The sequence below is a fragment of the Citrobacter sp. RHB36-C18 genome, assembly GCF_013814485.1.
GTDB lineage: Bacteria > Pseudomonadota > Gammaproteobacteria > Enterobacterales > Enterobacteriaceae > Citrobacter > Citrobacter braakii.
In genome coordinates this window covers 4773424-4796435 of the sequence record NZ_CP057125.1, presented here as the reverse complement: position 1 = coordinate 4796435, position 23012 = coordinate 4773424, and the positions used below count along the sequence as shown (strand labels likewise).

Sequence of the window (23012 nt, the reverse complement as noted above, 5' to 3'; positions counted from 1 at the left end):
GCTTGGCTACAATGAAGGACGTCGCCCGCCTGGCGGGGGTTTCCACGTCGACGGTTTCTCACGTCATTAATAAAGATCGCTTTGTCAGTGAGTCTGTCACTGACAAAGTTGAAGCGGCGATTAAAGAGCTTAACTACGCGCCCTCAGCGCTGGCGCGTAGTCTCAAGTTAAACCAGACCCACACTATTGGCATGTTAATCACTGCCAGTACCAACCCCTTTTATTCCGAGCTGGTGCGCGGCGTTGAACGTAGTTGTTTTGAACGCGGCTACAGTCTGGTGCTGTGCAATACCGAAGGTGATGAACAGCGCATGAACCGTAATCTGGAAACGTTAATGCAAAAACGGGTGGACGGCTTGCTGCTGCTCTGCACGGAAACTCATCAACCTTCCAGGGAGATCATGCAACGCTATCCTTCTATACCGACCGTCATGATGGACTGGTCGCCTTTTGATGGTGAAAGCGATCTGATCCAGGATAACTCCCTGTTGGGCGGGGATTTAGCCACTCAACATCTTATCGAAAAAGGTTTTACGCGCATTGCCTGCATCACCGGGCCGCTGGATAAAACTCCAGCGCGTTTACGTCTGGAAGGATATCGGGCGGCAATGAAGCGGGCGGGGTTGCCGGTCCCGGAAGGTTACGAGATTACCGGTGACTTTGAGTTCGGCGGCGGCTTTGAAGCAATGCAAACGTTGCTGTCGCATAAACAGCGACCGCAGGCCGTTTTTACCGGCAATGATGCCATGGCGGTTGGCGCGTATCAGGCTCTGTACCAATCGGGATTGCGCATTCCGCAGGATATGGCGGTGGTGGGTTATGATGATATCGAGCTAGCGCGCTATATGACGCCGCCGCTGACGACCATCCATCAACCAAAAGATGAACTGGGCGAACTGGCCATCGATGTATTAATCCACCGGATGGCGCAGCCCGCATTACAGCAACAGCGCCTGCAACTTACTCCTGTTTTGATGGAGCGGGGGTCGGTTTAGGATTATGTCGCTCTTTAATCAGATTACGTCCATCTTTTGCTTTTAGCAGCATGAACATCAGCGCAGACACTACCGTGATAGCGCCCATCGTCATAAAGGTGTAGTGGAACTGCTCGACCGTATTGGTTCCTTCCATACCTTCATAGATACGCAGAACGGCAGCGCTGATGGCGACCCCTAAACTGATTGATAACTGCTGAGTAACGGCCAGCACACTGTTGCCGCTGCTGGCGTTTTCATCGGTCAGGTCCGCCAGAGTGATGGTATTCATGGAGGTAAACTGGGTGGACATCGCCATACCCAAAATGAACAACGGCAGGATCAACATCCAGACCGGCATGGCGGGAGATTGCAATGCGAACTGCGCAATCATCAGGCCGATAAATACCGTAACACCCACCAGTGTGGTTCTGTAGCCGAGCCGGCGCAGCACCTGCGTCACCATTGATTTCGCCAGTATTGATCCCAGCGCCGTTGGCGCCATCATGCAACCAGCTATCAGCGCCGGGTATCCAAAGCCTACCTGCAACATCAGCGGCATTAAGAAGGGCACGCACCCTGTACCCAGACGAGTGGCAAGGTTTCCGGCGATCCCGACGGAAAAAGTTCGGGTCTTAAATATAGGAAGCGATATTAGCGGCGTTGGGTGACGACGCGCGTGGCGAATGTAGGCGAGCAGTAACAGAATACTGGCAAGAATAATGCTGAGTGCTATCCAGGTCTCGACAAGCTTCTCACCGAACAGCTCTACCCCGCTGGAAAACAACACCAGGCTCAAACCAAACAGAAAGAAACCGGTCATATCAAAACCGCGGCGCGGCGTGGTGAAGTTCGGCATATATTTGCGGGCATAGAAGATACCGGCAACCCCAATTGGAATATTAATCAGGAAGATCCAGTGCCAACTGGCCCACGTGACCAGTACACCGCCCAATACCGGACCTAAAATCGGCCCCACAAGTCCAGGCATGGTTACGAAGTTAAGCACCGGAAGCAGTTCGCTGCGGGGGTAAGCACGCAATAATGCCAGACGGGCAACGGGCATCATCATAGCGCCGCCAATGCCCTGAATGATGCGGAAAATCACCAGTTCGCTTAGGGAGCTGGACAGCGCACAGGCCAGCGAACCCAGCGTAAACAGGCTAACAGCTATCATAAAGACGCGCCGGGTACCAAACCTGTCTGCCAGCCATCCACTCACCGGGATCAGCATCGCGACCGTCAGGGTGTAACTGATAATGGCTGACTGCATGGCGAGCGGAGAGCGGTTAAGGCTGTGTGCTATTGCGGGTAAGGCTGTATTGAGGATCGTGGCGTCTAGTGCCTGCATAAAAAAGGCCATGGCTGCTATCCACGGTAGCCCGGCCATACTGCGTGATTTCTTTTCTGACATATTATTTATCCGGTAGCACGTTCGGTGCTATCAGCAATGCCTGACAGGCAGCGAAGGCGCGATCGCCATCGCTCTCATCTATTGCGTCGACAATGGCCTGGTGTAAATCCAGCTTGACCACGTCGTTATAGGTAATAGAGGTAAAGTAGGTCTGGTAAACGGAATGGAAGAGTGATGCGAAGGAGATAAGGAACGGGTTCGCACTCATTTCATAGATGTGTTCATGCCAGGCGATATCAACCTCAATCCAACGCTCGCGTCTGAAGTTTCTTTTCAGCTCGACCATTTCTTCCATCAGCGTGTTGAGATGCGCTTTCTGTTCTGCCGTACCTATAGTCGCCGCCAGTAAACACGCCTGAGGCTCCAGGCTGATACGCATCACCAGAAAATGTTTAATGACCTGAGAGAAATTATCTTCTGTCATCCACCAGGTGAGCAGCTCCTGGTCGAGGAAGTTCCAGTTTGCCTGCGGCATGACGCGTGTACCAATACGCGGGCGCGGTAATACCATACCTTTTGCCGTTAACGTCTTTACCGCTTCTCTTACCGCGGTACGACTCACGCCAAACTGATCGCCCAGCTCTATTTCGCCAGGCAATATAGCGCCCGGTGCGTATTCACCTTTTAATATTCGCTGAGCCAGCTTTTCGGCCAGAACGTAGGACAGGTTTTTCTGTGCGGCTAGCTGTTGGGCATTTAACGGCATGAATGGTTTTCCTTACTTTATTTCCTATTCATTAGTATGCCACCTGGAAGTGTTATTGCGGCTGCAAAAACGGCAATTTGCTTATTTTATGGCATGTTAATGGTGATTTTGCTGAAAAAACACGCACTCGGAAAGTTATTTTAAATTTCTCCTTGTCAGCCTGAAATAACTCCCTATAATGCGCCTCCACTGACACGGAACAACGGATTACAAACCGCCGGGTCAGCGGAGAAAAGCGAAAATAAATGCTTGACTCTGAATGAGGAAAACGTAATATACGGGACCTCGCGACAGAGCGCTAAAGCGCGTCGCAACTGCTCTTTAACAATTTATCAGACAATCTGTGTGGGCACTCGAAGATACGGATTCTTAACGTCGCAAGACGAAAAATGAATACCAAGTCTCTGAGTGAACACGTAATTCATTACGAAGTTTAATTCACGAGCATCAAACTTAAATTGAAGAGTTTGATCATGGCTCAGATTGAACGCTGGCGGCAGGCCTAACACATGCAAGTCGAACGGTAGCACAGAGGAGCTTGCTCCTTGGGTGACGAGTGGCGGACGGGTGAGTAATGTCTGGGAAACTGCCCGATGGAGGGGGATAACTACTGGAAACGGTAGCTAATACCGCATAACGTCGCAAGACCAAAGAGGGGGACCTTCGGGCCTCTTGCCATCGGATGTGCCCAGATGGGATTAGCTAGTAGGTGGGGTAACGGCTCACCTAGGCGACGATCCCTAGCTGGTCTGAGAGGATGACCAGCCACACTGGAACTGAGACACGGTCCAGACTCCTACGGGAGGCAGCAGTGGGGAATATTGCACAATGGGCGCAAGCCTGATGCAGCCATGCCGCGTGTATGAAGAAGGCCTTCGGGTTGTAAAGTACTTTCAGCGAGGAGGAAGGCATTGTGGTTAATAACCGCAGTGATTGACGTTACTCGCAGAAGAAGCACCGGCTAACTCCGTGCCAGCAGCCGCGGTAATACGGAGGGTGCAAGCGTTAATCGGAATTACTGGGCGTAAAGCGCACGCAGGCGGTCTGTCAAGTCGGATGTGAAATCCCCGGGCTCAACCTGGGAACTGCATCCGAAACTGGCAGGCTAGAGTCTTGTAGAGGGGGGTAGAATTCCAGGTGTAGCGGTGAAATGCGTAGAGATCTGGAGGAATACCGGTGGCGAAGGCGGCCCCCTGGACAAAGACTGACGCTCAGGTGCGAAAGCGTGGGGAGCAAACAGGATTAGATACCCTGGTAGTCCACGCCGTAAACGATGTCGACTTGGAGGTTGTGCCCTTGAGGCGTGGCTTCCGGAGCTAACGCGTTAAGTCGACCGCCTGGGGAGTACGGCCGCAAGGTTAAAACTCAAATGAATTGACGGGGGCCCGCACAAGCGGTGGAGCATGTGGTTTAATTCGATGCAACGCGAAGAACCTTACCTACTCTTGACATCCAGAGAACTTAGCAGAGATGCTTTGGTGCCTTCGGGAACTCTGAGACAGGTGCTGCATGGCTGTCGTCAGCTCGTGTTGTGAAATGTTGGGTTAAGTCCCGCAACGAGCGCAACCCTTATCCTTTGTTGCCAGCGGTCCGGCCGGGAACTCAAAGGAGACTGCCAGTGATAAACTGGAGGAAGGTGGGGATGACGTCAAGTCATCATGGCCCTTACGAGTAGGGCTACACACGTGCTACAATGGCATATACAAAGAGAAGCGACCTCGCGAGAGCAAGCGGACCTCATAAAGTATGTCGTAGTCCGGATTGGAGTCTGCAACTCGACTCCATGAAGTCGGAATCGCTAGTAATCGTGGATCAGAATGCCACGGTGAATACGTTCCCGGGCCTTGTACACACCGCCCGTCACACCATGGGAGTGGGTTGCAAAAGAAGTAGGTAGCTTAACCTTCGGGAGGGCGCTTACCACTTTGTGATTCATGACTGGGGTGAAGTCGTAACAAGGTAACCGTAGGGGAACCTGCGGTTGGATCACCTCCTTACCTTAAAGAAACGTTCTTTGTAGTGCTCACACAGATTGTCTGATGAAAAGTAAATAGCAAGGCGTCTTGCGATTGAGACTTCAGTGTCCCCTTCGTCTAGAGGCCCAGGACACCGCCCTTTCACGGCGGTAACAGGGGTTCGAATCCCCTAGGGGACGCCACTTGCTGGTATGTGTGAGTGAAAGTCGCCGACCGAAGTATCTCAAAACAGACTTTCGAGTCTCGTTTGAGATATTTGCTCTTTAAAAATCTGGATCAAGCTGAAAATTGAAACGACACACTGTTTCATTTCTCCGTAAACAAGAAATGAAAAGCGGTGTGTCCGAGTCTCTCAAATTTTCGCAACACTGAAGTGTTTTACGAAACATCTTCGGGTTGTGAGGTTAAGCGACTAAGCGTACACGGTGGATGCCCTGGCAGTCAGAGGCGATGAAGGACGTGCTAATCTGCGATAAGCGTCGGTAAGGTGATATGAACCGTTATAACCGGCGATTTCCGAATGGGGAAACCCAGTGTGATTCGTCACACTATCATTACGTGAATACATAGCGTAATGAAGCGAACCGGGGGAACTGAAACATCTAAGTACCCCGAGGAAAAGAAATCAACCGAGATTCCCCCAGTAGCGGCGAGCGAACGGGGAGCAGCCCAGAGTCTGAATCAGCATGTGTGGTAGTGGAACGGTCTGGAAAGTCCGACGGTACAGGGTGATAGTCCCGTACACAAAAGTGCATGTGTTGTGAACTCGAAGAGTAGGGCGGGACACGTGGTATCCTGTCTGAATATGGGGGGACCATCCTCCAAGGCTAAATACTCCTGACTGACCGATAGTGAACCAGTACCGTGAGGGAAAGGCGAAAAGAACCCCGGCGAGGGGAGTGAAAAAGAACCTGAAACCGTGTACGTACAAGCAGTGGGAGCCTCTTTATGGGGTGACTGCGTACCTTTTGTATAATGGGTCAGCGACTTATATTCTGTAGCAAGGTTAACCGAATAGGGGAGCCGAAGGGAAACCGAGTCTTAACTGGGCGTTAAGTTGCAGGGTATAGACCCGAAACCCGGTGATCTAGCCATGGGCAGGTTGAAGGTTGGGTAACACTAACTGGAGGACCGAACCGACTAATGTTGAAAAATTAGCGGATGACTTGTGGCTGGGGGTGAAAGGCCAATCAAACCGGGAGATAGCTGGTTCTCCCCGAAAGCTATTTAGGTAGCGCCTCGTGAACTCATCTTCGGGGGTAGAGCACTGTTTCGGCTAGGGGGTCATCCCGACTTACCAACCCGATGCAAACTGCGAATACCGAAGAATGTTATCACGGGAGACACACGGCGGGTGCTAACGTCCGTCGTGAAGAGGGAAACAACCCAGACCGCCAGCTAAGGTCCCAAAGTCATGGTTAAGTGGGAAACGATGTGGGAAGGCACAGACAGCCAGGATGTTGGCTTAGAAGCAGCCATCATTTAAAGAAAGCGTAATAGCTCACTGGTCGAGTCGGCCTGCGCGGAAGATGTAACGGGGCTAAACCATGCACCGAAGCTGCGGCAGCGACACTATGTGTTGTTGGGTAGGGGAGCGTTCTGTAAGCCGTTGAAGGTGTGCTGTGAGGCATGCTGGAGGTATCAGAAGTGCGAATGCTGACATAAGTAACGATAATGCGGGTGAAAAACCCGCACGCCGGAAGACCAAGGGTTCCTGTCCAACGTTAATCGGGGCAGGGTGAGTCGACCCCTAAGGCGAGGCCGAAAGGCGTAGTCGATGGGAAACAGGTTAATATTCCTGTACTTGGTGTTACTGCGAAGGGGGGACGGAGAAGGCTATGTTAGCCGGGCGACGGTTGTCCCGGTTTAAGCATGTAGGCGGAGATTCCAGGTAAATCCGGAGTCTTGTTAACGCTGAGGTGTGATGACGAGGCACTACGGTGCTGAAGTAACAAATGCCCTGCTTCCAGGAAAAGCCTCTAAGCATCAGGTAACACAAAATCGTACCCCAAACCGACACAGGTGGTCAGGTAGAGAATACCAAGGCGCTTGAGAGAACTCGGGTGAAGGAACTAGGCAAAATGGTGCCGTAACTTCGGGAGAAGGCACGCTGATATGTAGGTGAAGTGATTTACTCATGGAGCTGAAATCAGTCGAAGATACCAGCTGGCTGCAACTGTTTATTAAAAACACAGCACTGTGCAAACACGAAAGTGGACGTATACGGTGTGACGCCTGCCCGGTGCCGGAAGGTTAATTGATGGGGTTATCCGTAAGGAGAAGCTCTTGATCGAAGCCCCGGTAAACGGCGGCCGTAACTATAACGGTCCTAAGGTAGCGAAATTCCTTGTCGGGTAAGTTCCGACCTGCACGAATGGCGTAATGATGGCCAGGCTGTCTCCACCCGAGACTCAGTGAAATTGAACTCGCTGTGAAGATGCAGTGTACCCGCGGCAAGACGGAAAGACCCCGTGAACCTTTACTATAGCTTGACACTGAACACTGGTCCTTGATGTGTAGGATAGGTGGGAGGCTTTGAAGTGTGGACGCCAGTCTGCATGGAGCCAACCTTGAAATACCACCCTTTAATGGCTGGTGTTCTAACGTAGACCCGTAATCCGGGTTGCGGACAGTGTCTGGTGGGTAGTTTGACTGGGGCGGTCTCCTCCTAAAGAGTAACGGAGGAGCACGAAGGTTAGCTAATCCTGGTCGGACATCAGGAGGTTAGTGCAAAGGCATAAGCTAGCTTGACTGCGAGAGTGACGGCTCGAGCAGGTGCGAAAGCAGGTCTTAGTGATCCGGTGGTTCTGAATGGAAGGGCCATCGCTCAACGGATAAAAGGTACTCCGGGGATAACAGGCTGATACCGCCCAAGAGTTCATATCGACGGCGGTGTTTGGCACCTCGATGTCGGCTCATCACATCCTGGGGCTGAAGTAGGTCCCAAGGGTATGGCTGTTCGCCATTTAAAGTGGTACGCGAGCTGGGTTTAGAACGTCGTGAGACAGTTCGGTCCCTATCTGCCGTGGGCGCTGGAGAATTGAGGGGGGCTGCTCCTAGTACGAGAGGACCGGAGTGGACGCATCACTGGTGTTCGGGTTGTCATGCCAATGGCATTGCCCGGTAGCTAAATGCGGAAGAGATAAGTGCTGAAAGCATCTAAGCACGAAACTTGCCCCGAGATGAGTTCTCCCTGACCCTTTAAGGGTCCTGAAGGAACGTTGAAGACGACGACGTTGATAGGTCGGGTGTGTAAGCGTAGCGATACGTTGAGCTAACCGATACTAATGAACCGTGAGGCTTAACCTTACAACGCCGAAGATGTTTTGGCGAAAGAGACATCGAAATTCAGCTTGATTACAGATTACATCGACAGGCCCGAGAGGTGTGTTGATAAACAGAATTTGCCTGGCGGCTGTAGCGCGGTGGTCCCACCTGACCCCATGCCGAACTCAGAAGTGAAACGCCGTAGCGCCGATGGTAGTGTGGGGTCTCCCCATGCGAGAGTAGGGAACTGCCAGGCATCAAATTGCAGTAAACCGGGATGAATAATCCGGGTAGTGACAAAGATATTCGGTGGAGCGGTAGTTCAGTTGGTTAGAATACCTGCCTGTCACGCAGGGGGTCGCGGGTTCGAGTCCCGTCCGTTCCGCCACTTATTAGAAAATTAAGCCTGCTACCAAGCAGGCTTAATGATAAGAAAATTTAGGGGCGTAGCTCAGTTGGTAGAGCACCGGTCTCCAAAACCGGGTGTCGCGAGTTCGAGTCTCTCCGCCCCTGCCAGAAATAATCCTTAGCATTTTTGCTAAGGATTTTTTTTATCTGCAATTTGAATCGTGCCTTCCTGCTGTTTTACTCCCGGCATCCTTGCCTATATTTTCTTTAATTTTCCAGAATATTCGTTCTTAGCAAATCGCAAATTAGTCCATTTTTATCGCTGTTTTGCAGCCAAACTGCATATAAAGGACGTGAAAGCGTTGTACTGTCGGTAACCGTATGGAGATCGCTTTTGGTTTTGGCCCAGTTGACGGGAAGCCAGCTAAAGCCCTTAATCACTGAAAGTTGCTGCCTGGCCAATTCTGCCGAACTGGTGGTGAGTACCGGCACTTCATCTCCCGCTATTAGTCCCGCTTCGTGTTGTTGAAAATCGGGTCCCCATTCCAGGCGTAAATAATTCAGCTCATCTTTGGTTTGCGACGGAGAGCTGCAATAGAGCGCCAGCGTGAAATATCCCAACAGTTGGCTGCTAAATTCGTCCATTTTGGGTGTTTCGGTAGTAATCAGTAGATCAAGCTGTCGTTCATGAAGCTGTTTTACTAACGACTGGCGCTGAGCGATCCTCGCTTCAAACTGCAGGCTGGATTGTGGCTCCTGAGATTGATACAAACGCCTCAACCAGTCATTAAGCATACACTCCCAGAGAGATGCGCTGGCACCGATAGAAAACTCGTTATGTCGCGAGGTATTCGCGACTTCCTTACGTGCTGCCTGCCACGTATTCATCAACGTTTCGGCGTAAGGCAATAATTTTTCACCTGCAGCGGTTAAACGGATATTGTTTCTGTGTCGGGTGAACAGGTTTACACCCAATTGATTTTCCAGTTGTCTGATCCGGAAACTAACCGCTGATTGGGTCAGGTAGAGCGCTTCAGCAGCCCTGCCAAAGTGGCGTGTCCGGCTAACTTCCAGGAAAGTTTTTAACAATTCCGTATCCACAACTCGCTCCATAAAATTATTTGTCGTTATGATTTAAATCTTTTGTTTGACGCTCTGTCAAGCGTAACTAATACTCCGCGCCATAAATAGCTCGGCCAAAGAATTAGGAGCGTGCAGGATGGCGGAAAGCTTTACGACGACTAATCGATATTTCGATAATAAATATTATCCCCGCGGATTCTCCCGTCATGGTGATTTCACCATTAAAGAAGCACAACTGCTTGAGCGTCACGGTTATGCTTTCAACGAGCTGGATCTGGGCAAGCGTGAGCCGGTAACTGAAGAAGAAAAACTGTTTGTTGCGGTATGCCGTGGTGAACGTGAGCCGGTTACCGAAGCTGAACGTGTGTGGTCTAAATACATGACGCGTATTAAGCGTCCAAAACGTTTCCACACCTTATCGGGTGGGAAACCTCAGGTGGAAGGCGCAGAAGACTACACCGAATCTGATGATTAATAAAAAAAGGGCGAAAGCCCTTTTTTTATGTCAGTAATTTCTGCAGATGAATGAGTAACCTGTCTATCGCTCGGTACCCAACGGCCTCCTGTAAATGCTGGCGAGAGATGTGATCACATTGTTCGATATCCGCAATCGTTCGAGCGACCTTAATCAGGCGCAGCCAGGCGCGGATAGACAATCCGAGATGCGCGAGCGTTTCTTCAAGCCACTGTGCATCGTCGCTACGCAGTAGGCAGTATTTATGGATATCCTGACTGTCCAGATGTGCGTTTAACTTATTTTGCCGCTGATACTGACGCTCTCGCGCTGCCATAACACGTTGCTTCACCGTTGCGCTATTTTCCCCTTTCATCGCGTTCTGGCTGAGTATACCGGGCGGCGGTAAGGGAATTTCGAGGGAGAGGTCGAAGCGGTCAAGAAATGGACCTGACAATCGATTTAGGTAGCGCAGCGTCTGTTCTGGGGTACAGCGGTTATGGTTCCCCTGATAATGGCCCGTCGGGCTTGGATTCATCGCAGCTATGAGTTGAAAGCGTGCGGGATAGGTTATTTTTGCTCTGGTGCGGGATAGATGGATCTGCCCGGACTCGATGGGTTCGCGCAGTGCATCCAGCGTGCGCCGCTCAAACTCGGGTAGTTCATCCAGAAACAGTATGCCGTTGTGCGCTAAAGAGATCTCTCCTGGCGCAGGAATAGAGCCTCCACCGACCATGGCGGTTAATGAAGCACTGTGATGTGGCGAGCGAAAAGGGCGTTGCTTCCACTGTTTTTGTATCGTGTCGGAATGGATCAGACTGAGTATCGCGGCACTTTCCAGCGCTTCATCGTTGCTAAGTGGAGGGAGCAGCCCTCTGAGTCGACTGGCTAGCATAGTCTTTCCCGTACCCGGCGGGCCGATGAGCAAGAGATTGTGGCCGCCTGCTGCGGTAAGCTCCAGCCCGCGTTTACCCTGTTCCTGGCCGATAACATCGCTCAGATCATCAGCTAATGCGTTAGGCGTAAAATCTGCGGATGATGGCCTGTCTAAATCATGCTTACCTTCGAGAAATGCGCATACGGTCTGCAGGTGATCGGCGATCAGGCACCCTTCGCCGTGTATCAGTCCAACTTCAGCGGCATTCTCTTTTGCGACAATAATTCGCCTGCCTGCACGAATGGCCTCGGTTGCGCTTGATATCGCGCCGGGAACGCCGCGTAGCGCGCCTGTAAGCGCTAATTCACCTACCAGCTCGTAGGTGTCGAGATTGTGGGGTGTAAGCTGCTTAGAAGCGGCCAGAAGCGCAACAGCGATAGGTAAATCATATCGCCCCCCTTCTTTCGGGAGATCGGCCGGAGCGAGGTTTATAGTTATTTTCTTTGCCGGGAATTCATAACCGCTATTAATAATCGCACTGCGTACCCGATCGCGAGCCTCTTTCACCGTCGTTTCGGGCAGCCCCACCATGGTTAAACCAGGCAGGCCGTTGCTGATATGTACCTCGATGGTAATGGCTGGCGCATTCACGCCTAGCGCGGCGCGTGTGTGAACAATCGATAGTGACATAATTCCTCCTGATAAAAGTATTATGTCGCAATACATCGCGGCAAGATTTCACATAATTACGGTTTTTAGATGCTGATTCCCGTATTTTTGCGCAACGTATAATTGCTTGCATTAAGCCTGGAATGACGCCCGCAAATGCTTTTGAATGGTGTTTGTATTGGGGATCGGGTTACCGAGGATCGCCTGAAGCGTGAAATATTTTCATTTTTGATTTTTTTGTATAAAAAACAACGGTATTTATCTAAACCGTTAACGACGTCAGAAAAACGAATAAAAAAATATCTTGTGTCATTTGCAAATTCTATGGTAACTCTTTAGGTATTCCTTCGAACAAGATGCAAGAAAATACAAAAATGACAGCCCTTCTACGAGTGATTAGCCTGGTCGTGATTAGCGTGGTGGTGATTATTATCCCACCGTGCGGGGCTGCACTTGGACGAGGAAAGGCTTAGAAAACAAGCCTTAACGAACTAAGACCCCCGCACCGAAAGGTCCGGGGGTTTTTTTTGACCTTAAAAACATACACGAGGAGCAGAAAGTGAACGGCAGCATAAAATTCTGTTTCTCAAGATTTACGGCGGGGATGTAACTATGAATGGGGCACAGTGGGTGGTACATGCGTTGCGTGCACAAGGGGTTCAAACCGTCTTTGGTTATCCTGGTGGCGCAATTATGCCGGTTTACGATGCGTTGTATGACGGCGGCGTAGAGCACCTGTTGTGCCGACATGAGCAGGGTGCGGCAATGGCGGCGATTGGATATGCCCGTGCGACCGGTAAAACCGGCGTTTGTATCGCTACTTCCGGCCCTGGCGCAACTAACCTGATCACGGGCCTTGCCGATGCGCTGTTAGATTCTGTTCCAGTGGTGGCGATCACCGGTCAGGTGGCATCACCTTTCATCGGAACGGATGCGTTCCAGGAAGTGGACGTGCTGGGGATGTCTCTGTCCTGCACCAAACACAGCTTCCTGGTACAGTCACTCGAAGAGTTGCCGCGTATCATGGCTGAGGCTTTCGCCGTGGCGAATTCCGGTCGTCCGGGTCCGGTTCTGGTTGATATCCCGAAAGACATTCAATTAGCCAGCGGTACGCTGGAGCCATATTTTACGACCGTCGAAAACGTAGAGACGTTTCCGCACGCTGACGTTGAGCAGGCACGTAAAATGCTGGCGCAGGCGCAAAAGCCCATCCTGTACGTAGGTGGTGGCGTAGGTATGGCGCAGGCGGTCCCGGCCCTGCGTGAATTTATCGCGATAACCCAAATGCCGGTCGCCTGCACGCTGAAAGGTCTGGGCGCAGTAGATGCTGACTACCCGTACTATTTGGGGATGTTGGGAATGCACGGTACTAAAGCCGCGAATTTCGCGGTGCAAGAGTGCGATTTACTGATTGCGGTTGGCGCACGTTTTGATGACCGGGTGACTGGCAAGCTGAATACCTTCGCACCGAACGCCAGCGTAATCCACATGGACATCGATCCAGCGGAAATGAACAAACTGCGCCAGGCCCACGTGGCGCTGCAGGGGGATTTAAATTCTCTGCTGCCAGCATTACAGCAATTGATGAAGATTGACGAATGGCGTCAGCACAGCGCTGAACTGCGCGCAGAACATACCTGGCGCTACGACCATCCGGGGGAAGCTATCTATGCGCCACTGTTGTTAAAGCAGTTATCCGATCGCAAACCTGCGGATAGCGTAGTGACAACGGATGTTGGCCAGCATCAGATGTGGTCGGCACAGCATATGACCTACACTCGCCCTGAAAACTTCATCACGTCGAGCGGTCTGGGGACGATGGGCTTTGGCCTGCCAGCAGCGGTTGGCGCGCAGGTTGCTCGCCCGAATGATACGGTAATCTGTATCTCCGGTGACGGTTCCTTCATGATGAATGTACAGGAATTGGGCACCGTAAAACGCAAGCAGTTGCCGCTGAAGATAGTTTTACTCGACAACCAGCGGTTAGGCATGGTGCGACAATGGCAGCAGCTGTTTTTCCAGGAACGTTATAGCGAAACCACCCTTACCGATAACCCCGATTTCCTCATGTTGGCCAGAGCCTTCGGCATTCCTGGTCAACACATCACCCGTAAAGACCAGGTTGAAGCGGCACTCGACACCATGCTGAACAGCGAGGGGCCATACTTGCTTCATGTCTCAATCGACGAACTTGAGAATGTCTGGCCTCTGGTGCCACCCGGCGCCAGTAACTCAGAAATGCTGGAGAAATTATCATGATGCAACATCAGGTCGCCGTTGAGGCTCGTTTCAACCCGGAAACGTTAGAACGTGTTTTACGCGTGGTACGTCATCGTGGTTTTCAGGTGTGCTCCATGAATATGGAAGCCGCCAGCGATGCGCAGAATATAAATATCGAATTGACCGTTGCCAGCCCCCGGTCGGTCGACTTACTGTTTAGTCAGTTAAGTAAACTGGTAGATGTTGCACATGTTGCTATCTGCCAGAGCACAACCACATCACAACAAATCCGCGCCTGAGCGCAAAAGGAAGAAAAATGACGACGAAAAAAGCTGATTACATTTGGTCTAATGGCGAGATGATTCGTTGGGAAGACGCGAAGGTCCACGTGATGTCCCACGCGCTGCACTACGGTACTTCTGTATTTGAAGGGATCCGTTGCTACGATTCTCACAAAGGGCCGGTAGTGTTCCGTCATCGCGAACATATGCAGCGTCTGCGTGATTCAGCCAAGATCTATCGTTTTCCCGTTTCTCAGAGCGTTGATGAGCTGATGGAAGCTTGCCGTGAGGTGATTCGTAAAAACAACCTGACCAGCGCCTATATCCGTCCGCTGGTGTTTGTTGGCGACGTAGGGATGGGCGTTAACCCGCCTGCGGGATACACCACTGATGTGATAATCGCCGCGTTCCCATGGGGAGCTTACCTCGGTGCTGAAGCGCTGGAGCAGGGGATCGACGCGATGGTTTCTTCCTGGAACCGCGTTGCGCCGAACACGATTCCTACCGCTGCTAAAGCAGGTGGTAACTACCTGTCTTCGCTGTTGGTGGGTAGTGAAGCGCGTCGTCATGGCTACCAGGAAGGCATTGCGCTGGATGTGAATGGCTACATCTCCGAAGGTGCGGGCGAAAACCTGTTTGAAGTAAAAGACGGCATTCTGTTTACCCCGCCATTTACCTCTTCCGCGCTGCCGGGTATCACCCGTGACGCGATCATTAAGCTGGCGAAAGATCTCGATATCGAAGTGCGTGAGCAGGTGCTGTCTCGTGAATCGCTGTACCTGGCCGACGAAGTGTTCATGTCCGGTACCGCGGCCGAAATCACCCCAGTACGCAGCGTCGATGGTATTCAGGTGGGCGAAGGCCGCTGCGGTCCGGTCACCAAACGCATCCAGCAGGCCTTCTTTGGCCTCTTCACCGGTGAAACGGAAGATAAATACGGCTGGTTGGATCAAGTTAACCAATAAACATAAATTTGGGATGGCACGCACCGTCCCAATTATTAGACAGACGGGAGTTAATCAAGCATGCCTAAGTATCGTTCTGCTACCACCACCCACGGCCGCAATATGGCGGGTGCCCGCGCACTGTGGCGCGCCACCGGGATGACCGATGATGACTTCGGTAAACCGATTATCGCTGTGGTGAACTCCTTTACCCAGTTTGTGCCGGGCCACGTCCACCTGCGCGATCTCGGTAAGCTGGTTGCCGAACAAATCGAAGCCTCAGGCGGCGTGGCGAAAGAGTTCAACACCATTGCCGTGGATGATGGTATCGCCATGGGTCATGGCGGCATGCTTTATTCACTGCCGTCGCGTGAGCTGATCGCCGATTCAGTGGAATATATGGTTAACGCCCACTGCGCCGATGCGATGGTCTGCATCTCTAACTGCGATAAAATCACCCCCGGGATGTTAATGGCCTCTCTGCGGCTAAACATTCCGGTGATCTTTGTTTCCGGCGGCCCAATGGAAGCCGGGAAAACCAAGCTCTCTGACCAAATCATCAAGCTTGATCTGGTTGATGCGATGATTCAGGGCGCAGACCCGAAAGTCTCCGACTCGCAGAGCGAGCAGGTTGAACGTTCGGCCTGTCCGACCTGCGGCTCGTGCTCCGGGATGTTCACCGCCAACTCGATGAACTGTCTGACCGAAGCGCTGGGTCTGTCGCAGCCGGGTAACGGTTCGCTGTTGGCGACTCATGCCGACCGTAAAGAGCTGTTCCTCAACGCAGGTAAACGCATCGTTGAGCTGACCAAACGCTACTACGAGCAGGATGACGCTTCAGCCCTGCCGCGCAACATTGCCAGCAAGGCGGCGTTTGAGAACGCCATGACACTGGATATCGCGATGGGCGGCTCCACCAACACCGTTCTGCACCTGCTGGCGGCCGCGCAGGAAGCGGAAATCGACTTCACCATGAGTGATATTGATAAGTTGTCCCGCAAAGTCCCGCAGTTGTGTAAAGTTGCGCCGAGTACGCAGAAATACCATATGGAAGACGTGCACCGCGCGGGCGGCGTACTGGGCATTTTAGGTGAGCTGGATCGCGCCGGGCTTCTGAACCGCGACGTGAAAAACGTGCTGGGGCTGACTCTGCCGCAAACGCTCGATAGTTATGACGTTATGCTGACCAAAGACGACGCGGTGAAAAAAATGTTCCGCGCAGGTCCGGCTGGCATCCGTACCACCCAGGCGTTCTCACAGGATTGTCGTTGGGACACCCTGGATGATGACCGCGCAGAAGGTTGCATTCGCTCGTTGGAACATGCTTACAGCAAAGACGGCGGCCTGGCAGTCTTGTACGGTAACTTCGCGGAAAACGGCTGTATCGTAAAAACTGCTGGTGTGGATGACAGCATCCTGAAATTCACCGGCCCGGCAAAAGTGTATGAAAGCCAGGACGATGCGGTTGAAGCTATCCTCGGCGGTAAAGTGGTTGCCGGCGACGTGGTGGTGATTCGCTACGAAGGGCCGAAGGGTGGGCCAGGCATGCAGGAAATGCTCTACCCAACCACCTTCCTGAAATCGATGGGTCTCGGTAAGGCCTGCGCGCTGATTACCGACGGTCGCTTCTCTGGCGGTACTTCGGGGCTTTCCATTGGTCACGTTTCTCCTGAAGCGGCCAGCGGCGGTAATATCGCAATTATCGAAGATGGCGACATGATTGCTATCGATATCCCGAATCGTGGCATTCAACTGCAACTGAGCGATGCGGAAATCGCTGCGCGCCGTGAAGCGCAAGAAGCTCGTGGTGACAAAGCCTGGACGCCAAAAGATCGTCAGCGTCAGGTCTCCTTTGCGCTGCGCGCTTACGCCAGCCTGGCAACCAGCGCCGACAAAGGTGCGGTGCGCGATAAGTCGAAACTAGGGGGATAATGACCATGGCGGATTCTCAACCCCTCTCCGGCGCTCCAGAAGGCGCCGAGTATCTCAGAGCAGTGCTGCGTGCGCCGGTATACGAAGCGGCGCAGGTCACACCGCTACAAAAAATGGAAAAACTCTCTTCGCGCCTCGATAACGTGATCTTGGTGAAGCGCGAAGACCGTCAACCCGTTCACAGCTTCAAGCTGCGCGGTGCCTATGCCATGATGGCCGGTCTGACCGAAGAGCAAAAAGCGCATGGCGTAATCACCGCATCGGCGGGTAATCATGCTCAGGGTGTAGCTTTCTCTTCTGCGCGATTAGGCGTGAAGGCGCTGATTGTCATGCCTACGGCTACCGCCGATATCAAAGTCGATGCCGTTCGCGGTTTCGGTGGTGAAGTACTGCTACACGGCGCGAATTTTGATGAAGCCAAAGCCAAAGCGATTGAGCTGTCGCAGCAGCAGGGTTTTACCTGGGTTCCTCCGTTCGACCATCCGATGGTGATTGCCGGGCAGGGCACGCTGGCACTGGAGTTATTGCAGCAGGATGCCCACCTTGATCGTGTATTCGTGCCGGTGGGCGGTGGCGGATTAGCGGCAGGCGTGGCGGTGCTGATCAAGCAGTTGATGCCGCAGATCAAAGTGATTGCCGTTGAAGCTGAAGACTCAGCCTGCCTGAAAGCGGCGCTGGATGCCGGTCAACCGGTCGATCTTCCGCGTGTTGGCCTCTTTGCTGAAGGCGTGGCGGTGAAACGTATCGGCGACGAAACCTTCCGTTTGTGCCAGGAGTATCTCGACGACATCATCACTGTCGATAGCGACGCTATCTGTGCGGCAATGAAAGATCTGTTCGAGGATGTGCGCGCGGTGGCGGAACCATCCGGTGCGCTGGCGCTGGCGGGGATGAAAAAGTACATTGCCCAGCACAACATTCGCGGCGAACGTCTGGCGCATATCCTTTCCGGCGCTAACGTTAACTTCCATGGCCTACGTTATGTTTCCGAACGTTGCGAGCTGGGCGAACAGCGCGAAGCGTTGCTGGCCGTAACTATTCCGGAAGAAAAGGGCAGCTTCCTGAAGTTTTGCCAGCTGTTGGGAGGACGCTCGGTTACCGAGTTTAACTACCGATTTGCTGATGCGAAAGACGCCTGTATTTTTGTTGGCGTCCGTCTGAGCCGTGGGCTGGAAGAGCGTAAGGAAATCCTCCAGTTGCTTAACGAGGGCGGCTACAGCGTAGTGGATTTGTCCGACGACGAAATGGCGAAGCTGCACGTGCGCTACATGGTCGGCGGGCGCCCGTCGAAACCCTTGCAGGAGCGGCTGTACAGCTTCGAATTCCCGGAATCTCCGGGGGCGTTGCTCAAATTCCTGCATACCCTGGGGACGCACTGGAATATTTCGTTGTTCCACTATCGTAGTCACGGAACCGATTATGGTCGCGTACTGGCGGCGTTTGAGTTGGGTGAGCACGAGCCTGATTTCGAAACGCGACTGAACGAACTGGGTTATGACTGTCATGATGAAACGCATAACCCGGCGTTCAGGTTCTTCCTGGCGGGTTAGCGGCAGCCATTAAAAAAGGGTTCATGTAAAGACATGAACCCTTTTTGCAACGGTATCAGCAGATTACAGCGTGATGACTTCGAATTCGACTTCGGTGTTTACATCCGCATCGTAATCCACTTCGTCGAGACCAAAACCGAACAGATTCAGGAATTCCTGCTTATATCCTGCATAGTCCGTTTTTTGCGCCAGGTTTTCGGTGGTGATCAGCGGCCACAGATCGCGGCATGCCTGCTGAATGTCTTCACGCAGTTCCCAGTCATCCATACGGATACGCTGGTTGTCATCAAGCGCCACTTTATCGCCGTACAGGCTGGTGGTCATCAGACGGTTGATCTGCTCGATGCAGCCTTCATGAATGCCTTGTTCTTTCATCAGCTTGAAGACCATGGAGATGTACAGCGGCATCACCGGAATAGCAGAAGAAGCCTGCGTGATAACGGATTTCAGTACAGCAACGTTAGCGGAACCGTTCAGCGGAGCCAGTTGATTACGCAGCGCGCCTGCCGCGCGGTCGAGATCTTCTTTTGCTTTGCCCAGCGCGCCGTGCCAGTAGATTGGCCAGGTCAGGTCAGTACCGATGTAGGAGTAGGCAACGGTTTTCACGCCGTCAGCCAGCACGCCTGCTTCGCTCAGCGCGCCCATCCACAGTTCCCAGTCTTCGCCGCCCATAACGGTGACGGTGTTCTGAACTTCTTCTTCGGTTGCCGGCTCAATGCTGGCGGTTATGATCTGATCTTTGTTGGTATCGATCGCTTTAGAGGTATAAACCTCACCGATTGGCTTCAGCGCAGAACGGACGATTTCACCGGTTTTCGGCATTTTACGTACCGGAGATGCCAGTGAGTAAACCACCAGGTCAATCTGACCCAGGTCTTCTTTGATCAGTTTGATAACTTCGTCGCGACACTCGTCGGAGAACGCGTCGCCGTTGATGCTTTTGGAATACAGACCTTCACGTTTTGCTGCCTCATCGAAGGCTGCAGAGTTATACCAGCCCGCGGAACCTGGCTTGGTTTCCGTGCCTGGTTTTTCGAAAAATACGCCGATAGTGGCGGCTCCGCTGCCAAACGCGGCGGAAATTCTGGAAGCAAGGCCGTAACCGGTGGAAGCACCGATGACCAGCACGCGGGAAGGGCCGTTAGCGATTTTCCCGTTTTTCTTCACATAATCGATCTGTTTTTCCACATTGACTTTGCAGCCAGTCGGATGGGTCGTTGTACAGATGAATCCACGAATTTTTGGTTTGATTATCATAATGATGGCTAATTAAGTTTGTATTTTCGCTGTCAAGTGCGCAATGACACCGTCTGTTCTGGCTTGCTAAACGTGATGGTTAACAAGCCCCCCACATCTATTATGGCACGGGACATTATACAGAAAAGGAGTGCCAATACTGAATCTACCACTGATTTTAGGCCTGACGCTGGCGCTACTCGGCGGATTTGCGCTCCAGAACAATCTTCCAGAACGCGTCGATCAGCGGCTCATGCAGCCGTTTTTTCGGCGCGCAAACGCCTAGCTCGAACGGTGTTTTTTCGTCGCTGCGTTCTAAAATCATCACGCGATTACGTACCGGCTCCGGGCTGTTTTCCAGTACCACTTCCGGCAGCAGCGCCACGCCGCAGCCCAGCGCCACCATCGAGACCATCGCTTCGTGCCCCCCGACCGTGGCGTAAATCGATGGGTTGCTGATTTTGTGACGGCGGAACCACAGTTCGATGCGGCGGCGTACCGGCCCCTGGTCGGCCATGATAAACGGCACCGTCGACCAGTCCGGCTTATCGACCGAAACCTGATTCCGTACCGGGCAAGGCAATGCTGGTGCGATCAACACTACCGTTAAATTCTCCAGCATCGAGAATGCTACTGCGCCGGGCAGCGTCTCCGGCTTACCTGCTATTGCCAGATCGGCCTCTCCGGTGACCACTTTGTCCATTGCGTCAGCGGCATCGCCGGTGGTGAGCTTAATTTCAACCGAGGGGTGCTCGGCGCGAAAGCGGTCGAGAATTGGCGGCAGGTGGCTGTAGGCGGCGGTAACCGAGCAGAAGATATGCAGCTCACCCGACAGCGACGGTCCCTGTTGATCGAGGGTGTGGCGCAATTGTTGATACTGCAACAGCGTCTGCTGGGCAAACACTCGCAGCTCTTCGCCTGCTTCGGTCAGCGTGACCGTACGGTTATCGCGCACAAACAGCGCCTGGCCGAGATCTTCTTCCAGCCGTTGGATCTGGCGTGAGAGTGTGGAGGGGCTGACGTGCATTGCCCGCGCACTGCGGCCAAAGTGGCGGCTTTCCGCCAGATGCAGGAACATTTTCAGATCGCGTAAATCCACGGACGAGCCTCCGATTTTCTACGTTGCAGATATTGCAATGTGATGTTGTGAATATATCAATTTCCGCAATAAATTTCCTGTTGTAATGTGGGTTCATTCTCGCTGAAACGCGAACCGAACAATAAGACAGTACAACATCACGAGGTATCACCATGGCTAACTACTTTAATACACTGAACCTGCGCCAGCAGCTGGCGCAGCTGGGCAAATGTCGCTTTATGGGGCGCGACGAATTCGCCGATGGCGCAAGCTACCTTCAGGGTAAAAAAGTGGTCATCGTCGGGTGCGGTGCTCAGGGGCTGAACCAAGGCCTGAACATGCGCGACTCCGGCCTGGATATCTCCTACGCCCTGCGTAAAGAAGCGATTGCTGAGAAGCGCGCTTCCTGGCGCAAAGCGACCGAAAATGGCTTCAAAGTAGGTACTTATGAAGAACTGATCCCGCAGGCGGATCTGGTGGTTAACCTGACCCCGGACAAACAGCACTCCGACGTTGTACGTTCCGTACAGCCGCTGATGAAAGATGGCGCGGCGCTGGGCTACTCCCACGGTTTCAACATCGTCGAAGTGGGCGAGCAGATCCGTAAAGATATCACTGTGGTGATGGTTGCGCCGAAGTGTCCGGGTACCGAAGTGCGTGAAGAGTACAAACGTGGTTTTGGTGTTCCAACCCTGATCGCCGTTCACCCGGAAAACGATCCGAAAGGCGAAGGCATGGCGATTGCCAAAGCATGGGCTGCGGCCACTGGCGGTCACCGTGCAGGCGTGCTGGAATCGTCCTTCGTTGCGGAAGTGAAATCTGACCTGATGGGCGAGCAGACAATTCTGTGCGGTATGCTGCAGGCAGGCTCTCTGCTGTGCTTCGACAAGCTGGTGGAAGAAGGTACTGACCCGGCTTACGCCGAAAAACTGATTCAGTTCGGCTGGGAAACCATCACCGAAGCGCTGAAGCAGGGCGGTATCACCCTGATGATGGATCGTCTGTCTAACCCAGCGAAACTGCGTGCTTATGCGCTGTCCGAACAGCTGAAAGAGATCATGGCGCCATTGTTCCAGAAACACATGGATGACATCATCTCCGGCGAATTCTCTTCAGGCATGATGGCTGACTGGGCCAACGACGATAAGAAACTGCTGACCTGGCGTGAAGAGACCGGCAAAACCGCGTTCGAAACCGCGCCGCAGTTTGAAGGTAAAATTGGCGAGCAGGAGTACTTCGATAAAGGCGTACTGATGATCGCGATGGTGAAAGCGGGCGTTGAACTGGCGTTTGAAACGATGGTGGATTCCGGCATCATCGAAGAGTCCGCCTATTACGAATCGCTGCACGAGCTGCCGCTGATTGCTAACACCATCGCCCGTAAGCGTCTGTATGAAATGAACGTGGTTATCTCTGACACTGCCGAATACGGTAACTACCTGTTCTCTTACGCGTGCGTACCGCTGCTGAAAGAGTTCATGACCACCCTGCAAACCGGAGATCTGGGCAAAGCGATTGCCGAAGGTGCTGTAGACAACGCGCAGCTGCGCGACGTGAACGATGCTATTCGCAGCCATGCTATCGAGAAAGTGGGCCAGAAACTGCGTGGCTATATGACTGATATGAAACGTATTGCTGTAGCTGGCTAAGAGGCTGCCATTCGGCAAAAAAAGCCCGGTGTTTGAACACACCGGGCTTTCTATTAGTTACGGTACAGCACTTTAATGATGTGGTAACCGAACTGAGTGTGCAGTGGGCCGGTTGGCTCCAGCACCGGGCAGGAGAACACCACTTTATCAAACGCCGGAACCATCTGGCCCTGACGGAATTCGCCTAAATCGCCGCCGCGTTTGCCCGACGGGCAGATAGAGTGTTTCTTCGCCAGTTTACCAAAATCGGCGCCATTTTTGATTTGTTCCAGAAGATCGAGAGCCAGTTTCTCTTCTTTAACAAGGATATGCACTGCTGATGCTGTTTTTGCCATGGTTTGTGCTCTGAGTTGA

General features: G+C 52.7%; 16 protein-coding genes, 3 tRNA genes and 3 rRNA genes. 15 read left to right on the top strand and 7 right to left on the bottom strand.

Annotation, left to right across the window (positions count from 1 at the left end; all coding sequences use genetic code 11):
- The first annotated feature begins 2 nt into the window (after positions 1–2).
- Positions 3–995 (top strand): ribose operon transcriptional repressor RbsR, encoded by a 993-nt coding sequence (gene rbsR, locus HVZ52_RS22690; protein WP_016155093.1) that lies wholly within the window; start codon positions 3–5, stop codon positions 993–995.
- Here rbsR and mdtD read toward each other — a convergent pair.
- Positions 961–2388: a multidrug transporter subunit MdtD gene (gene mdtD / locus HVZ52_RS22685; RefSeq protein WP_016157827.1), complete on the bottom strand. Its 1428-nt coding sequence runs from the start codon at positions 2386–2388 to the stop codon at positions 961–963. The two genes, rbsR and mdtD, sit on opposite strands and share 35 nt — an antisense overlap.
- Position 2389: 1 nt before the next feature.
- Positions 2390–3094, bottom strand: a complete 705-nt coding sequence (locus HVZ52_RS22680; protein WP_016157828.1) for a FadR/GntR family transcriptional regulator — start codon at positions 3092–3094, stop codon at positions 2390–2392.
- Positions 3095–3549: 455 nt separating this feature from the next.
- Here HVZ52_RS22680 and HVZ52_RS22675 point away from each other — a divergent pair.
- The 6 genes from HVZ52_RS22675 to HVZ52_RS22650 all read left to right on the top strand — a co-directional run bounded on the left by HVZ52_RS22675 (position 3550) and on the right by HVZ52_RS22650 (position 8853).
- A 16S ribosomal RNA gene (locus HVZ52_RS22675) occupies positions 3550–5091 on the top strand.
- 85 nt (positions 5092–5176) lie between these two features.
- Positions 5177–5252 (top strand) — tRNA-Glu (locus HVZ52_RS22670).
- 220 nt (positions 5253–5472) lie between these two features.
- Positions 5473–8379: ribosomal RNA gene (locus HVZ52_RS22665) — 23S ribosomal RNA — on the top strand.
- A gap of 98 nt (positions 8380–8477) precedes the next feature.
- Positions 8478–8593 (top strand): 5S ribosomal RNA (rrf, locus tag HVZ52_RS22660).
- The 16S, 23S and 5S rRNA genes sit together here with 3 tRNA genes alongside, the layout of an rRNA operon.
- A 55-nt stretch (positions 8594–8648) precedes the next feature.
- Positions 8649–8725 (top strand) — tRNA-Asp (locus HVZ52_RS22655).
- Positions 8726–8777: 52 nt separating this feature from the next.
- Positions 8778–8853, top strand: a tRNA-Trp gene (locus HVZ52_RS22650).
- A 99-nt stretch (positions 8854–8952) separates the two neighbouring features.
- Here HVZ52_RS22650 and hdfR read toward each other — a convergent pair.
- Positions 8953–9798, bottom strand: a complete 846-nt coding sequence (gene hdfR, locus HVZ52_RS22645; RefSeq protein WP_085951100.1) for an HTH-type transcriptional regulator HdfR — start codon at positions 9796–9798, stop codon at positions 8953–8955.
- Positions 9799–9904: 106 nt separating this feature from the next.
- Between hdfR and maoP the strand changes: the two genes are divergently transcribed.
- A complete protein-coding gene (gene maoP / locus HVZ52_RS22640; RefSeq protein ID WP_003018025.1) occupies positions 9905–10243 on the top strand; it encodes a macrodomain Ori organization protein MaoP in 339 nt (112 codons plus the stop codon).
- A 25-nt stretch (positions 10244–10268) separates the two neighbouring features.
- Here the strand turns inward: maoP and HVZ52_RS22635 are convergent, their stop codons facing one another.
- Positions 10269–11789 carry a YifB family Mg chelatase-like AAA ATPase gene (locus HVZ52_RS22635; RefSeq protein WP_181598713.1) on the bottom strand — a complete coding sequence of 507 codons (1521 nt, stop codon included), beginning with the start codon at positions 11787–11789 and terminating at the stop codon, positions 10269–10271.
- A gap of 353 nt (positions 11790–12142) precedes the next feature.
- On the opposite strand from HVZ52_RS22635, the gene ilvL reads away from it, so the two are divergent.
- From ilvL to ilvA, 6 genes are all read left to right on the top strand, one after another.
- A complete protein-coding gene (gene ilvL / locus HVZ52_RS22630; RefSeq protein ID WP_001311244.1) occupies positions 12143–12241 on the top strand; it encodes an ilv operon leader peptide in 99 nt (32 codons plus the stop codon).
- Between the two features lie 139 nt (positions 12242–12380).
- The gene (ilvG, locus tag HVZ52_RS22625; RefSeq protein ID WP_016157831.1) at positions 12381–14027 is read left to right on the top strand and encodes an acetolactate synthase 2 catalytic subunit; all 1647 of its coding nucleotides are present in this window, start codon (positions 12381–12383) and stop codon (positions 14025–14027) included.
- A complete protein-coding gene (ilvM, locus tag HVZ52_RS22620) occupies positions 14024–14287 on the top strand; it encodes an acetolactate synthase 2 small subunit (RefSeq protein ID WP_003018017.1) in 264 nt (87 codons plus the stop codon). Before ilvG ends, ilvM begins: the two co-directional genes overlap by 4 nt.
- A 17-nt stretch (positions 14288–14304) precedes the next feature.
- The gene (locus tag HVZ52_RS22615) at positions 14305–15234 is read left to right on the top strand and encodes a branched-chain amino acid transaminase (protein WP_003018014.1); all 930 of its coding nucleotides are present in this window, start codon (positions 14305–14307) and stop codon (positions 15232–15234) included.
- Positions 15235–15294: 60 nt separating this feature from the next.
- Positions 15295–17145, top strand: coding sequence for a dihydroxy-acid dehydratase (gene ilvD / locus HVZ52_RS22610; RefSeq protein ID WP_016157832.1), 1851 nt, complete (start codon positions 15295–15297; stop codon positions 17143–17145).
- 5 nt (positions 17146–17150) lie between these two features.
- Complete coding sequence (ilvA, locus tag HVZ52_RS22605; protein WP_016157833.1) at positions 17151–18695, top strand: threonine ammonia-lyase, biosynthetic; 1545 nt, start codon at positions 17151–17153, stop codon at positions 18693–18695.
- 63 nt (positions 18696–18758) lie between these two features.
- On the opposite strand, the gene fabV is transcribed toward ilvA, so the two are convergent.
- A complete protein-coding gene (fabV, locus tag HVZ52_RS22600) occupies positions 18759–19952 on the bottom strand; it encodes an enoyl-ACP reductase FabV (protein ID WP_016155101.1) in 1194 nt (397 codons plus the stop codon).
- A gap of 175 nt (positions 19953–20127) precedes the next feature.
- The gene (gene ilvY, locus HVZ52_RS22595; RefSeq protein WP_016155102.1) at positions 20128–21030 is read right to left on the bottom strand and encodes an HTH-type transcriptional activator IlvY; all 903 of its coding nucleotides are present in this window, start codon (positions 21028–21030) and stop codon (positions 20128–20130) included.
- A 152-nt stretch (positions 21031–21182) separates the two neighbouring features.
- On the opposite strand from ilvY, the gene ilvC reads away from it, so the two are divergent.
- A complete protein-coding gene (ilvC, locus tag HVZ52_RS22590) occupies positions 21183–22658 on the top strand; it encodes a ketol-acid reductoisomerase (protein WP_003844614.1) in 1476 nt (491 codons plus the stop codon).
- Between the two features lie 53 nt (positions 22659–22711).
- On the opposite strand, the gene ppiC is transcribed toward ilvC, so the two are convergent.
- Complete coding sequence (ppiC, locus tag HVZ52_RS22585) at positions 22712–22993, bottom strand: peptidylprolyl isomerase PpiC (protein ID WP_016155104.1); 282 nt, start codon at positions 22991–22993, stop codon at positions 22712–22714.
- Between the last annotated feature and the right edge of the window lie 19 nt (positions 22994–23012).